The organism is uncultured Granulicatella sp. (assembly GCF_963516875.1).
Lineage (GTDB): Bacteria > Bacillota > Bacilli > Lactobacillales > Aerococcaceae > Granulicatella.
Genome location: NZ_CAUQCL010000009.1, coordinates 52579 through 68478 on the forward strand (window position 1 = coordinate 52579; position 15900 = coordinate 68478).

Genomic DNA, 15900 nt, shown 5'->3' on the forward strand with positions numbered 1-15900 from the left:
TTCTCACTCCTCAATCAGGCTTATTTATTCATTTCTTGTAAGTCTGTCATCAATTGTTGCAATTGACGATCATTTGGATAATGTTTTTTGATATGCTGTTCAATGCCATCATAGATAGCTTGTCTTTTATAAAAATCATTCACTAAATGTAGTTCCAGTTCGTAATCTTCTAATAATTGAGCAGATCGTCGAATATTATCATATACGGCTTGTCGACTAACCTCGAATTCTTCTGCAATTTCTCCAAGAGAATAATCTTCTCCGTAATATAATTCCATATATCCTAGTTGTTTTTCAGTCAAAAGTTTGCCATAAAATTCTAACAACAAATTCATCTGAGTTGTCTTTTCAATTTCCATTGCCATCCTCCTGCTTGTAAACTCACTTTCTAATTATAACAAAAACTAGCGTTTATGCCAATTGCTATGAAAACATGGTGCAATAAATGGCATAAACGCTTTTATTATTTTTATATTCTAAAAGTCTAAATATTTGAACTCGATTATTTATGAGTCGCATATCGAGAAGCGACAGATATTTGAGCTTAAACTTATTTTAGTTGCCTTTTAAGGAGCAACAAGCATTTGAGATATTTCTATCTTTAAATAAATTGTAACGATAAAAAAATTAAATGTCAAATTATTAGAATTATCTATAATATCAATTTCGATGAAAATTAGAACTATTTTTCAGCCTCTAAAATTTGAGCTATTTTTTCAAACGTGTTTCCATTTCGAATTGTAATGTTTTTATAGAAATCTTGCTTTAATAACTGTTTATGATAAGTTGTCTTTAAATACTCTGCTTCATCGAATTTTCCCCAAAACACAGCATGATTCCCTATATATACTACCTCATTATGAAAGTTTGCTTTGTTAAGGAACTCTAATATCGAGCTTTTATCTAATTGATAAGAAAAGAATAATACATCTCTTCTAGCCAACTCTTCATTCCACCACTCTGGTAAGTTTGCTTTTTCTTTTAAATATTCTTCTTTCGTCAATAGAGCAAAAGAAATTGAAAACTCATAATGACTTTCTAGTAAATCTTTTATTTTACAAATACAAGTATCGAATGTATCACTACTGCTAAAAAATAAATTCCCACTATTAATATATGAATGAACATTTTCAAAGTTTAAACTTTCTAATAATACTTTCAATTCACTCATTGCTACTTTATTCTTACCACCAACATTTATTCCACGTAGTAAAAGAATGTATCTCACTTTACTATCTCCTTTATTTAAAATTTCCTTTAATGATTATACAACAAATATTAAATCGTTAGTATGAAACAATATCCTTTGTTTGATACCGCATCATACAAATACAATTTTTTAGTTCCTTTTAGGACAACGTATTTATAACTAAAACGTTTCTCCTTTAACAAATTCTCTATTTGATTTTGCTTTTCTTTTAATATTTGGTTCTTTTTACTTTCAGTATTAAAGATATTACTAAATTCTTTTTGATAAATCACTTCAAGATTAGCATCATCATTATTAAAGTTAACTTCATCCTCTAAAGAAAAAGAGTAAATATCAAATCGGTCATTTCCAAATCCTCTCTCACTTTTATAGTCCAATTTTACATTTTGAACAGAAGTCCCTAATTCAGAAAGCTCATTTCTATTGTTCCCTAGCAAATTATAAAAGGCAAAGATACAGGTTACTAATAACAATAACAAAATAATACTTTTTTTCATTGAATATCCACCTCGTTTTGCAACTCGAAAAAATAACTCTAACCCTTTCCTTCTCTCATTATTATAACCTCAATACTATTCAAAAAACTGATAATATAAACTTTTTAATCAAATATTAAAAAGCGTCAGACTCACATCTAACGCTTTTCGTAGTTTTCGATTAATTTTTCAATTTCTTCTAGTGACTTTGCAAAATGTATTTGACTTCTATCTTCTTCGCTTAGTAGATTTGTTGTTACCATATGATTGAAAAAAGCTTCTAAATGATCATAATACCCTTCTATATTATAAAAAATACAGATTCCATTTGTTTGACCAACTCTTACCCATGAAACGACTTCTGCAATTTCTTCGAGTGTTCCTGGACCTCCCGGAAGTGCAATATACACTTCACTTAATTCAATCTCTTTATTTTTACGTTCTGACATCGTTTCAACAATATGAAGTTTGGTGATATCTTTTTTTGCGATTTCACGATCCACAAAAAATTGTGGCATGACGCCAATGACTTGTCCACCTGCATTCATAACAGAAGTTGCAATCACTCCCATTAAGCCAGTATTTCCTCCACCGTAAACAAGTGTGTGATTCATATTCGCTATCCAAAGTCCTAGTTCTTCAGTTTTTTCAGCAAAACTAAGACTACTCTGACTAGCGGCACAATAAACTGCAATATTCATAAATTCTCCTTATAAAAAAGAGCCGTAAAATTTTACGACTCTATTGTGATTATTTAAATGCTGCAATAATTTCTTCAGCAATCTCTTTCGAACAGATAACCCCTGTAGTCTTTTTGTTTGGTACTAAGAAGTCTACTTCTTTTCCGTCTACTGTACTATAGTGTAAATCTAATTCTTTTGCAATTACCATACCAGCAGCAATATCCCATGGTGCTAATAATGTTGAAACATAAGCGACAGATTTTCCTAATACTACTTGGATATGTTCAATTGAAGAAGCTCCATAAGTACGAGTAACCATTGCTTTACGAATCATTGATGCTTCTTTTTCATTTGCTTCTAATAACATAAATCCGTTTACGTTAATAGAGCTATCACCAATACTATGAACTTCAGGTTTAGATAAACGACGTCCATTGCAGTAAGCACCATAGTCTTTAATACCATAAACAAAACGATCACGCATGACATCATAAATATATCCTAACAAACCAACGCCATCTTTATATAAAGCAACCATAATCCCAAAATCTTCTTGACGTTTTACAAAGTTTAATGTTCCATCAATTGGATCAATTAACCATACATATCCGTCCATTGAAGTTAATTCGTCACCGAATCCTTCTTCACCCATAATTTTATGTGTTGGGAATTGTTCACGAATTTTTGAAATTAAAAATTGTTCGATTTCTTTATCAACATTCGTTACTAAGTCATTTCGACTAGATTTTGTATCCACTGTAATGGATTCACCAAAGCTATGACGAATTTTATTTCCAGCCTCCATAATCCAATCATTGACTAATAAATGTGTTGCAAATAAATCCATAACTAACATCCTTTCTACTGTTCCATTTTAATTCTTTTTGAAGTATTTTTACTCATTTGAACGACACGATATAAACTATATCCAGAAACCGATTCAAATTCTTTCCCAAGTCTTTTTTCTTCGCCAATACTTTTTACAATCGTTTTGAAATCTTTGTATCGTTTCATAAATACTTGCGTTTCAATTCCACGTTCATAAGCATCTTCTACAGCATTCCATAAAGCAATAACCGTAGACATTTCTTGGTGAGTCCAATCCAAGTCTAATGGATAACTATAATTTGCCAAATAAGTCCCTCCTCAAAAAAGTACACTGCTTAGTATACACCTTTTTCGTTAAAATAAAAAGGTATATCCTTCATTTACTAATCTAAGTTGATGCGAATATTCTTCCATTTTCCTGATTTAAATCTAAATAAAATAATGAGCCAACGAATAAATTGGTCAATAAATACTGCATACCAAGCTCCTGCTAAGCCTAACCCAATCATATTGACAAATACATAGCCCAAACTAACACGAATCAACACCGAACCTACAAAAATCGCAATCAGAGGCCACACAGTATCTCCGGCACCTCTTAATGCACCCGAAGTAATTAATTGATGACTTTGGAACGGTTGAACAAATGCTACAATTGTTAAAGCAATCATTGTATTACGAATAATTTCAAAATCTGTAGAGTAAAATTCTGCTAAAGTTTTCGAACCGAAAAAGATAAATAGTGACATCCCGATGGCAATTACAAAGCCTATTCGTTGACACATTCTTGTATACATTCTTGCCAATTGTTCATTTCTTGCTCCAAGAGATTGCCCCATTAAAGTGGAAGCCGTTATCCCAAAAGCTTGGGCAGGTGAATAAGTTAGATTTAAAATATTTAATGAAATTTGATGAGCTGCATAAACATTTGTCCCCAATCCAGAAACAATATTTAAAAATGAAATAATTCCTACTCTTAATGCTAATTGTTCTAAAGCAGTCGGTAACCCAATTCGGATTAAATCTTTCATCATTTCAAAACGAAATTCAAATTTCTCTTTAAAATCCAAATATAAAACACTCTTTTTAGATAACACATACCTTAAGTTTAACGACATCGCAATAACATTACTCAATGCAGTTGAAATCGCTGCTCCAGTCACTCCAAGTACTGGGAAACCAAATAAACCATAAATTAATACAGCATTTCCAAGTACATTTAAACTATTCGCAATTAAATTATTCCGCATCGGAATTTTTGTTTCACCAATTCCACGCAATGCTGCTGTCATCGTAAACGAAAATGATTGAAAAACAAATCCAATCATAATCACCCTAAAATATCCTGACCCAACTTCAATAACAGAAGAATCCGCTCCTAAAAAAGATAACACATTAGGCGCTAATACAATCATTAAAATCGAAATCGGAATGACAAATCCTAACGTTGCCAGTAACATAACGTGTTTTAATACTAAACTAATATTTTTATATTTTTTTGCTCCATAATAACGAGCAATGATGGCAGTTCCACCTACATTCAATGCTTGAACAAAACTCAATCCTAAAAATACGGGTTGATTCGTCATCCCTACAGCAGATACTGCTTGAGCTGCATGTTCTGGAATTCGACCTACCATCATCATATCGACCATTCCGAATAAAGAGCCTAATAACACTTCAATAAAGACAGGCCATACAATTTGAAAAATATTCATTCTTAACTCTGATTTATTGAACTTCTGATTTATACCTTCTTCCATGCCATCTCTCCTTCTTTTCAAAATTACACTCTATTCTATACCCATAAGAGATGATGTGCAACAGATATCCACTGAAACGAAAAGTAGGAAACAGCATTTGCCGTTTCCTACTTCATTGTGTCTCTTTAAAGAAGAAATTTTATTCTCACTATTTTAACAGTATGATTATTTCTCTTCTTCTTTTTTCTTACCTGGAATTGCAATTCCTAATCCTGCAAGAATTGAAGCTGCTGCTGCTCCAAATATTACAAATTCATCTCCAGTACCTGTATTTGGTAATTCATTCTTACGTTGTTCTACAGTTGGTGATGGGTTCACTGTCTCTTGTGACTGTGCAATTGCACGATATACATGACGTACATTACCATTTGCATCTGTTTCTGTGCGAACAAATTCATATCCTGGAATAGTTTCATGCGGATGTTGACCCTTCTTAGCTGGTTGAAGAGGCTTACCGTTTCCATCTACAAATAAAGTTTCTTTTTCATTCACTACAGGAGTTTCTGAACTTACTTTACGATAGATATGAACTGTATTTCCATCTTTATCTACTTCACTACGTTCATAGATATAACCGTCAATTGTTGAATGTTCTTTCTTACCATGTTCTGGTGATTTAATGTTATTACCATCTCCATCTTTCCAAATTGTTAATGAACCATTTTCCGGAGTTGATGGTGTTGGAGTAACAGGTGTTGAAGAAGATTTCTTAGTATATACATGTACTGTATTTCCATTTTCATCTTTCTTCGTTTCTTTGAAAGTATATTCAGGAATATCTTTCTTATCAGTTCTTCCTTTTTCTGGTGATTGAATTTCTTTACCATTTTCGTCAACAAATTTTGTAACGACTTTATGGTAAATATAATCAACATTTGTTGTACCTTCTTTAAGTTTACCTTTTTCAACTGATGTTTCTGAAACTTTTAGAAGTTCAAATACATCACCGTTTTCTACAATAATCGTTGATACTTTATGATCAGTTGTATCGTAATCTTTACCAACTAATTCAGCTTCTGTATCGACTACCATATTTGGTACAACTTTGCCTTCTGGTGTTTTACCAGAAATTGGGTTACCTTCTACATCTAAATAGTTTACTAAAACTAATCCGATATGTGCTTCTGGGTATTCTGTTGTATTATCTAACATTTCATAAACATACGTAATGACCGAAGTTCTAGCTTTAACCCCTGATTTTTCTGCATCAGATGTTTTCAATACTTTAACAAGTTTGTACTTCTTACCATCTTTTGTCGTAATCGTTTGAGGTTTATGATCAGTCGTATCATATTTAGTCGCTAATGGTGAATTTGGTGTATCAATTACTGTACTTGCAACTTCTTTACCAGAATCAGTAGTACCTGAAATTGGACGTCCAAATTTGTCTTTATAGACAACCACTACATTACCATATTTTTGATTTGAAGCTGGTTCTTGTACTTCTTCGTATACATAAGTAACAGTTTGTTCTTGATCACTTAGTTTACCATTTTCAGAAGCTGAATCAGTTTTTCTTTCTTTCAATAGATATACTTTACCGTCTTTTTCAATACGTTCAAGTTTCAATGCTTCAATCGATGCATCGTAATCTGTTCCAATGAACTTATCTTTTGTTTCTACTGTTTGTGAATCACTTAATGTCTCACCAGCAGTTGATACATAAGTTACTTTAACTGATTTACCTTCAGCTTGTTCATAAATATGTTTTGTATTGCCTTTATTGTCTGTTTCTGTACGAACAAATTTATATCCATAGATATCTTTCGTTGGTTGTTTAGAGCCATCTACTTCACCTTCAACAGGTTTATTGTTCTTATCAACTGTGATAAGGTTACCTGCTGGATCTACAAATGTTGTAACTGGACGAACTGTTGGTGTATAAGTTTTTTCTAATGGAGTACCATTAATATCTTTAATTTGTACTGTTACTCCAGTAGCTTTTCCAGCAAAGTCTTTTTCTGGTGTGAATGTAATAACATTATTGACTAATGTATAGGTTCCTTCACCTGGAACTTTCACTTCCGTAGAAGGATTTCCATTTTTATCGATTAATGTTAATGTTGATGGATTTAATCCTACTGTTTCATCACCTTTGTTGAAGTTAACTGTTGATTTATCTTCATCTTTCTTATCAAAGACAACTGTTGATGTTTGTGGTTTCCCTTTTGCACCTTCTGTTTCTGATCCTTCACCTGTTGGTAATACTTTAGCTACTATAGGTTTGTACTTCGCTGTTACAGCTGTTCCGTTCTTATCGACACGTTTAACTGTTACTTCTGGTGCTTCACCAACGAAGTCTTTATCCGGTGTAAAGGTTACTGTTCCGTCTTTAGCTACCGTATATGTTCCAACTTTATCGATTGTCTTAGTAATATTACCATCTTCAAATGTTGCAGGTGACTCATCATCCATTGGTACTTCAGGAGTTCCAGGTGTAAACGTTGGTGTTCCTGTTTGAACTTTACCTTGAAGTCCTGTTGATGTTGTATCTTTTCCAGTTGGTGTTACTTTCGTTAATGTAGGAGTATAAGTTGCTTTAGCTGGTGTTCCATTTGCGTCTTGTACTTGTACGGTTGCTGGTGGAACTTCTCCTACATATGATTTATCTGTTGGAGTGAATTTCACTTCTCCAGTTGGTAGACCACTTGGATCTTTAACAAGTGTATAAGTACCAATTACTTTACCATCTTTACTTACTTCTAATGATTCTACTGGTGTTGTTCCATCAGTTCCTAATAAAGTCATCTTCGATTTGTCAATCGCTACAGGAGTATTTTCTGTTCCTGGTTCTTTACCTGGATTGAATGTTACACTTCCTGTTTGTTCAACACCTTGTGGTCCACTTGATGTTCCATTTTCAGATGTTGGTACGATTGGTGTAATCACTGGTGTATACGTTGTAGTCGCTTCTGTTCCATTTGTATCTTTACCTTGTACTGTTACTGGTTTTAGTTTTCCAGCATAAGTTTTATCAGTTGGTGTAAATGTTACTACTGGTTGTCCATCTACAACTTTAATTGTATAAGTACCTACTTCTTTTGTTCCATCTTCTGACATTGCTGGAACTGTATCTAATGGTGTTTTACCTTCTTGTCCACCTAGTAGTTTGTAAGCTGTTGGATCCATTGGGACTGTTTTTTCTGCAGTTCCAATTGTTGCTTTACCTGGTGTGAAACTTACAGTTACTTCTTGAGTTGCACCTTGTACTTTTGTAGTTGATGCTACAGTTGCTGATGGTGTTACTCCTACAACAGTTGGTTTGTATTTCGCTGTTGCTGGTGTTCCATTTTTATCTTTACGTACAATAGATACTTCTGTCGCTTCCCCTTTGAATGTTGGAAGTGGTGTGAACGTTACGACACCATTGTCATCAATTGTATATGTTCCTTGGTTTTCAACTACAAGTCTTGTTACTTCTGCTTCTTCTCCAGTCTTACTTGGATCGATTAATTTCGCTTTGCTTGTTGCTTCAAATGGTACAGATACATCTTGACCATTCACATTATTCTTACCTGGTGTAAATACTGGTGTTGCTGTTTGTGATGCACCTTGAATGCCACTTGATACTTGGCTATCTCCTGATGGTACTGCTTCTTTTACAACTGGTGTATAAGTCGCTGTTGCTGGTGTACCATTTGAGTTTTTAGCTTCTACTGTAGCTGGTACTGGTGTTCCAGTAAATCCTGGATTTGGTGTGAAGGTAACTTTACCTGTTGCTGGTTCAATTGTGTATGTTCCTACTTGTTGTCCTTCGGTATTTTTCGCAGGAATTGTAGTATCAGCTACTGGTTGTCCATCTACGACTAATTTAGCAGGATTTGTTTCGCTAATTGTCATCGTGACACTTTCATGTCCTGATGTGAAGGTTGGTGTTCCTGATTGTGGTGCACCTTGGATTCCTTCTGAACCTACATTAGTTCCTTGTGGTGTTACTTCTGTAACTGTTGGTGTGTAGGTAGTTTTAGCTACTTTTCCATTTGCATCTTCTACTTGAACACTTACTCCTGAAGCTTTTCCATGGAAGCTTGGTAGTGGTGTAAATGTAATCGCTCCATTAGTTAATTCATACGTTCCTTCATTATCTACTGTGACACGTGTAGCTTTTTGTCCACTTGCATCCACTAATGTTAATGTACTTTCAACTACGTCTACTTTTTCATCACCTTTATCAAAGTTAACAGTTGTATTATCTGTTTCATCTTTTTGGTTTAAGACAACACGTGATGTTTGTGCTTGTCCTTGTACACCTGTAGTTTCTGAAGCTTTCGCTTTTGGAGTTACTTCCGTTAATGTTGGTGTGTAAGTTGCTTTAGCTGGTGTTCCATTTGCGTCTTGTACTTGTACTGTTGCTGGCGGAACTTCTCCTACATATGATTTATCTGTTGGAGTGAACTTCACTTCTCCAGTTGGTACGCCACTTGAATCTTTTACAAGTGTATAAGTACCAATTACTTTACCATCTTTACTTACTTCTAATGATTCTACTGGTGTTGTTCCATCTGTTCCACCTAGTAATGTCATCTTAGTATTATCAATCGCTACAGGTGTATTTTCTGTTCCTGGTTCTTTACCTGGATTGAATGTTACACGTCCTGTTTGTTCAACACCTTGTGGTCCACTTGATGTTCCATTTTCAGAAGTTGGTACGATTGGTATAATTACTGGTGTATACGTTGTAGTCGCTTCTGTTCCATTTGTATCTTTACCTTGTACTGTTACTGGTTTTAGTTTTCCAGCATAAGCCTTATCAGTTGGGGTAAATGTTACAACTGGTTGTCCATCTACGACTTTAATCGTATAAGTACCCACTTGTTTTGTTCCATCTTCTGACATTGCAGGAACTGTATCTAATGGAGTTGTTCCATTTTCTCCACCTAATAGTTTATAAGCATTTGGATCCATTGGTACTATTTTTTCTTCAGAACCAATTGTAGCTTTACCTGGTGTGAATGTTACAGTTGCTTCTTGAGTTGCACCTTGTACTTTTGTACTTGTTGCTTCAGTTACTGATGGTGTTACTCCTACAACAGTTGGTTTGTATTTCGCTGTTGCTGGTGTTCCATTTTTATCTTTACGTACAATAGATACTTCTGTCGCTTCCCCTTTGAATGTTGGAAGTGGTGTGAACGTTACGACACCATTGTCATCAATTGTATATGTTCCTTGGTTTTCAACTACAAGTCTTGTTACTTCTGCTTCTTCTCCAGTCTTACTTGGATCGATTAGTTTCGCTTTGCTTGTTGGTTCAAATGGTACAGATACGTCTTGACCATTCACAGTATTCTTACCTGGTGTAAATACTGGTGTTGCTGTTTGTTTTGCACCTTGAATACCACTTGATACTTGGCTATTTCCTGATGGTACAGCTTCTTTTACAACTGGTGTATACGTTGCTGTTGCTGGTGTTCCATTTGAGTTTTTAGCTTGTACTGTTGCTGGGACTGGTGTGCCAGTAAATCCTGGATTTGGTGTAAAGGTAACCTTACCTGTTGCTGGTTCAATTGTGTATGTTCCTACTTGTTGTCCTTCGGCATTTTTTGCAGGAATTGTAGTATCAGCTACTGGTTGTCCATCTACGACTAATTTCGCTGGATTTGTTTCGCTAATTATCATCGTGACATTTTCATGTCCTGATGTGAAGGTTGGTGTTCCTGATTGCGGTGCACCTTGGATTCCTTCTGAACCTACATTAGTTCCTTCTGGTCTAACTTCTGTAACTGTTGGAGTATAGGTAGTTGTCGTTTCTGTTCCATTTGTATCTTTACCTTGTACTGTTACTGGTTTTAGTTTTCCAACATAAGTTTTATCAGTCGGTGTAAATGTTACTACTGGTTGATCATTTACGACTTTAATTGTATAAGTACCTACTTGTTTTGTTCCATCTTCTGACATCGCTGGGACTGTATCTAATGGTGTTTTACCTTCTTGTCCACCTAATAGTTTATAAGCATTTGGATCCATTGGGACTGATTTTTCTTCAGTTCCAATTGTTGCTTTTCCTGGTGTGAAGCTTACAGTTACTTCTTGTGTTGCACCTTGTTCTTTTGTACTTGTTGCTTCAGTTGCTGATGGTGTTACTCCTACAACAGTTGGTTTGTATTTCGCTGTTGCTGGTGTTCCATTTTTATCTTTACGTACAATAGATACTTCTGTCGCTTCCCCTTTGAATGTTGGAAGTGGTGTGAACGTTACGACACCATTGTCATCAATTGTATATGTTCCTTGGTTTTCAACTACAAGTCTTGTTACTTCTGCTTCTTCTCCAGTCTTACTTGGATCGATTAGTTTCGCTTTGCTTGTTGGTTCAAATGGTACAGATACGTCTTGACCATTCACAGTATTCTTACCTGGTGTAAATACTGGTGTTGCTGTTTGTTTTGCACCTTGAATACCACTTGATACTTGGCTATTTCCTGATGGTACAGCTTCTTTTACAACTGGTGTATATGTTGCAGTTGCTGGCGTTCCATTTGAGTTTTTAGCTTCTACTGTAGCTGGTACTGGTGTGCCAGTAAATCCTGGATTTGGTGTAAACGTTACTTTACCTGTTGCTGGTTCAATTGTGTATGTTCCTACTTGTTGTCCTTGGGCATCTTTTGCAGGAATTGTAGTATCAGCTACTGGTTGTCCATCTACGACTAACTTCGCAGGATTTGATTCACTAATTGTCATCGTTACACTTTCATGTCCTGATGTGAAAGTTGGTGTTCCTGATTGTGGTGCACCTTGGATACCTTCTGAACCTACATTAGTTCCTTGCGGTGTTACTTCTGTCACTGTTGGAGTATACGTAGTTTTAGCTACTTTTCCATTAATGTCTTCAACTTGAACACTTACTCCTGAAGCTTTTCCATGGAATGTTGGTAGTGGTGTAAATGTAATTGCGCCATTACTTAATTCATAAGTCCCTTCATTTTCCACCGTTACACGTGTAACTTTTTCTCCAGCTCCATTAACTAATTTTAATGAGCTTTCAACTAAGGCTACTTTGTCATCACCCTTATCGAAGTTAACAGTTGTATTATCTGTTTCATCTTTTTGGTTTAAGACAACACGTGATGTTTGTGGTTGACCTTGAATACCTGTAGTTTCTGAAGCTTTTGCTTTTGGTACTACTTCCGTTAATGTTGGTGTGTAAGTCGCTTTAGCTGGTGTGCCGTTTGCGTCTTTTACTTGTACTGTTGCTGGTGGAACTTCTCCTACATATGATTTATCTGTTGGAGTGAATTTCACTTCTCCAGTTGGCACACCATTTGGATCTTTAACAAGTGTATAAGTACCAATTACTTTACCGTCTTTACTTACTTCTAATGATTCTACTGGTGTTGTTCCATCTGTTCCTAGTAGAGTCATCGTCTTTTTATCAATGGCTACTGGTGTGTGTTCTGTTCCTGGTTCTTTACCTGGATTGAATGTTACACTTCCTGTTTGTTCAACACCTTGTGGTCCACTTGATGTTCCGTTTTCAGATGTTGGTACGATTGGTGTAATTACCGGTGTATAGGTTGCTGTCGCTTCTGAACCATTTGTATCTTTACCTTGTACTGTTACTGGTTTTAGTTTTCCAGCATAAGCTTTATCAGTTGGTGTAAATGTTACTACTGGTTGTCCATCTACGACTTTAATCGTATAAGTACCCACTTGTTTTGTTCCATCTTCTGACATTGCTGGAACTTTATCTAATGGGGTTGTGCCATTTTCTCCACCTAATAGTTTATAAGCTGTTATATCCATTGGTACTGATTTTTGTTCAGAGCCAATTGTAGCTTTACCTGGTGTGAATGTTACAGTTCCTTCTTGTGTTGCACCTTGTACTTTTGTAGTTGATGCATCTGTAGCACTTGGTGTCACTGGAATAATTGTTGGTGTATAACTTGTTTTTACTTTTACTCCATTTGATCCAGTTGCTTGTACTGTTGCTGGTTCTACTTCCCCTTTGAAAGATTTATCAGTTGGAGTAAATGTTACTTCTCCAGTTTCTACATTAATTGTATATTTACCGATTACTTCTTGAGTATTCTTCTTATAGGCTGGAGTTGTTCTTCCTTCAACTTCTACTCCGTCTTTTACAAGTTTATAACTATTTGGTTGAACTGAAACAGTTTTTTCTACTCCATTTACTACTTCAGTATGAGGTGTAAATTCTGGTCTTCCTGTTTGTTCTGCACCTTGAACATTAGCTGTTTTTGCTGGTGCTGCTTCTAATTCTGCTGGAATGATAATTGGTCTATATGTTGCTTCAGACGTGATTTTAGCAATATCGTTATCATCATTCGTCACTGTTATCGTTGCTTTTACAGTAATTGCAGGCACATCATCTGCATAGTTTGGTTCTGGTGTGAAGACTACTTTCCCATTTCTATTAATTGTGAAAGTTCCTTTTCCACTTAAAACGACAGTATCTTTCTCTACTTTATCAGCTGGATCAACTAGTTTACGGCTTGTAACTGTTGCATTTGTAACCCCTGCTGGAAGCGTGAATGTTGGTGTTCCATCTTGAGGTTCACCTTGAATATTCATCGATGTTTTATCTTTTGGAGTTACTTTTAATGGATTTACTGTTGGAGTATATCTTGCATCTTTAGTTTCTCCATTTGCATCTGTCGCTTGAACAGAAATTCCAGTTGCTGGTCCTGTAAATCCTGGATTTGGAACAAATGTTACTTCTCCAGTCGTCGGATCTATACGATACGTTCCTTCATTTGGAACTACGACTTCATTTCCATCTACTGGAGTATTTCCTGTTGGATTTAATAGTTTGTATCCTGCAATAGAAACCTCTGTACTTGAAATTGTAAATGATGGTCTTCCAGTTTGAGTAAGTCCTTGTAATGCTGATGAAGTTGCATCCGTACTAGACATTGTAACATCAGTTACTGTTGGTGTATAAGTTGTTTCAACTTTTGTTCCATTCGCATCTTTGATTTGTACTCTTACAGGTTTTGCTTGTCCTGTAAATGTTTTCTTAGGTGTAAATGTAATTGTATTACTTACTTTATCTAATACATACTCACCATCATCTGTTGCAACTCTATTTGTTTCAGCACCTGAAGCATCCAATAATGTTAGAGTATCTGGGTTAAGTTTAACTTGTTCAGCTCCCTTATTGAAGTTCACTGTTTTAGCTTTGTCAGCATCTGTTTCTACTGTATCTAACACAATTCTTGATACTTGTTGTTTACCCTGAACATCTGTTGTTTCAGAAGCTTCTTTTGTAGGAGTAACTGGAGTAATTTCTGGTGTATATGTTGTTTGAACTTTCACACCATTTGTTCCTGTTACTTGTACCGCTACTGGTTCTACTTCACCTGTATAAGTCTTATCTGTTGGTGTGAATGTTACCTCTCCAGTACTTGGGTTAAGCGTGTACGTACCAATTTGTTCTGTCGTATTCTTTTTGTATGCAGGAATTGTAGTCTCTGCTACTTCTACATTGTCTTTTACAAGTTTATAGCTACCTGGTTCAATTGAAACTGTTTTTGGCACCCCATCTACTTCAATTGTTTTTGGTGTAAATGTTGGTGTTCCTTTCTGTTCTAACCCTTGTAAGTTTCTTGTCGTGACAGGAGCTTTCTCTAATTCTAACGGTACAATTACTGGTTTATAATGTGCCTCTGAATCAATAGTAGCTGACTCACCTTTATCATTTGTAACTGTTATAGTAGCTTTTACAGTAATGGATGGTACATCTCCAGTGTAGGCTGGTTCAGGTGTAAAGGTTACTTTTCCATTTCCATCAATTCTAAATGTTCCTTTACCATCTAATGTCACTGTATCTTTTGGTGGATTAGTTGGATTAGCTGGATCAACTAGTTTACGACTTGTAATAGTTGCATTAGAAGCATCCTCAGGAAGAGTGAATGTTGGTGTTTCTTCTTGTGGCAATCCTTGGATATTTTTACTTTCTTGGTCAACAGCAATCACAACAAATGGATTAACTGTTGGTGTATATTTTGCATCCGCTGTTTCTCCATTTTCATCTGTAGCACGTACTTTAATTCCTTTTGCTTCCCCTTGGAATCCAGGTTTTGGAATAAACGTTACTTGACCAGTTGTTGGGTTAATACGGTATGTTCCTTGTTCTGGATCTTCATATTCAGTTCCTTCTATCGGTGTATCACCAGTTGGATTTAATAATTTGTATCCTGTAATGTGAACATCTGGACTAGAAACTTCAAACTCAGGAGTTCCAGTTTGTGTTTTTCCTAGATTTCCTTCTGAAGTTTTATCCTTAGGTGTTATTGTAACGTCAGTTACGGTTGGCGTATAAGTTGTTTCTACTTTTGTACCATTTACGTCTTTGATTTGTACTTTTACAGCTTTTGCTGGTCCTACAAAGTTTTTATTCGGAGTAAATGTAATTGTTCTATTTGTTTTATCTAAAACATACTCCCCATCAGCTGTTGTAAGAGTAGGCACTTCAGCTCCTGCATCATTCACCAATGTTAGTGTATTTGGATCTAATTCGACTTGCTCTCCATTGTTACCTCGTTCAGCTCCCTTATTGAAGTTCACTGTTTTATCTTTGTTAGCATCTGTTTCTACTGTATCTAACACAATAGTCGATACTTGTTTTTTACCTTGTACATCAGTTGTTGCTGATGGTTCTTTTGTTGGAGTAACCGGAGTAATTTCTGGTGTATACGTTGTTTGAACTTTCACACCATTTGAGCCTGTTGCTTGTACAAATACTGGTTCTACTGCTCCTGTATAAGTCTTATCTGTTGGTGTAAATGTTACCACTCCAGTTGCTGGATTGATTGTATACGTACCAATTTCTACTGTTGTCCCTGCTTTATAAGCTGGAAGTGATTCACTTTCTGTTTCACCTTTTACAAGTTTGTAACTATTAGGTTGAACCGTGATCGTTTTTTGAACTCCCTCTACTTCGACTGTCTTCGGTGTAAATGTTGGTGTTCCTGTTTGTACTAGACCTT

General features: G+C 35.5%; 8 protein-coding genes. All 8 read right to left on the reverse strand.

All coding sequences use genetic code 11. From position 1 onward, the window contains the following. Window positions 1–20: 20 nt before the first annotated feature. On the reverse strand, window positions 21–359 hold the full coding sequence (locus RWM24_RS05020) for a putative DNA-binding protein (RefSeq protein WP_314112168.1): 339 nt from the start codon (window positions 357–359) through the stop codon (window positions 21–23). A gap of 323 nt (window positions 360–682) precedes the next feature. Next, complete coding sequence (locus RWM24_RS05025; RefSeq protein WP_314112170.1) at window positions 683–1228, reverse strand: DUF1697 domain-containing protein; 546 nt, start codon at window positions 1226–1228, stop codon at window positions 683–685. A gap of 50 nt (window positions 1229–1278) precedes the next feature. After that, window positions 1279–1707: a hypothetical protein gene (locus RWM24_RS05030; protein WP_314112173.1), complete on the reverse strand. Its 429-nt coding sequence runs from the start codon at window positions 1705–1707 to the stop codon at window positions 1279–1281. A gap of 137 nt (window positions 1708–1844) precedes the next feature. Further along, window positions 1845–2387 carry a TIGR00730 family Rossman fold protein gene (locus tag RWM24_RS05035; RefSeq protein WP_314112175.1) on the reverse strand — a complete coding sequence of 181 codons (543 nt, stop codon included), beginning with the start codon at window positions 2385–2387 and terminating at the stop codon, window positions 1845–1847. A 49-nt stretch (window positions 2388–2436) separates the two neighbouring features. Further along, window positions 2437–3216, reverse strand: a complete 780-nt coding sequence (locus RWM24_RS05040) for an inositol monophosphatase family protein (protein WP_314112177.1) — start codon at window positions 3214–3216, stop codon at window positions 2437–2439. 14 nt (window positions 3217–3230) lie between these two features. Further along, window positions 3231–3503, reverse strand: a complete 273-nt coding sequence (locus RWM24_RS05045; protein ID WP_314112179.1) for a UPF0223 family protein — start codon at window positions 3501–3503, stop codon at window positions 3231–3233. A 77-nt stretch (window positions 3504–3580) separates the two neighbouring features. Then, on the reverse strand, window positions 3581–4960 hold the full coding sequence (locus RWM24_RS05050) for an MATE family efflux transporter (RefSeq protein ID WP_314112181.1): 1380 nt from the start codon (window positions 4958–4960) through the stop codon (window positions 3581–3583). Between the two features lie 165 nt (window positions 4961–5125). Continuing rightward, window positions 5126–15900, reverse strand: a 10775-nt coding sequence (locus RWM24_RS05055; RefSeq protein ID WP_314112183.1) for a MucBP domain-containing protein, incomplete at its 5' end; no start/stop codon positions are given.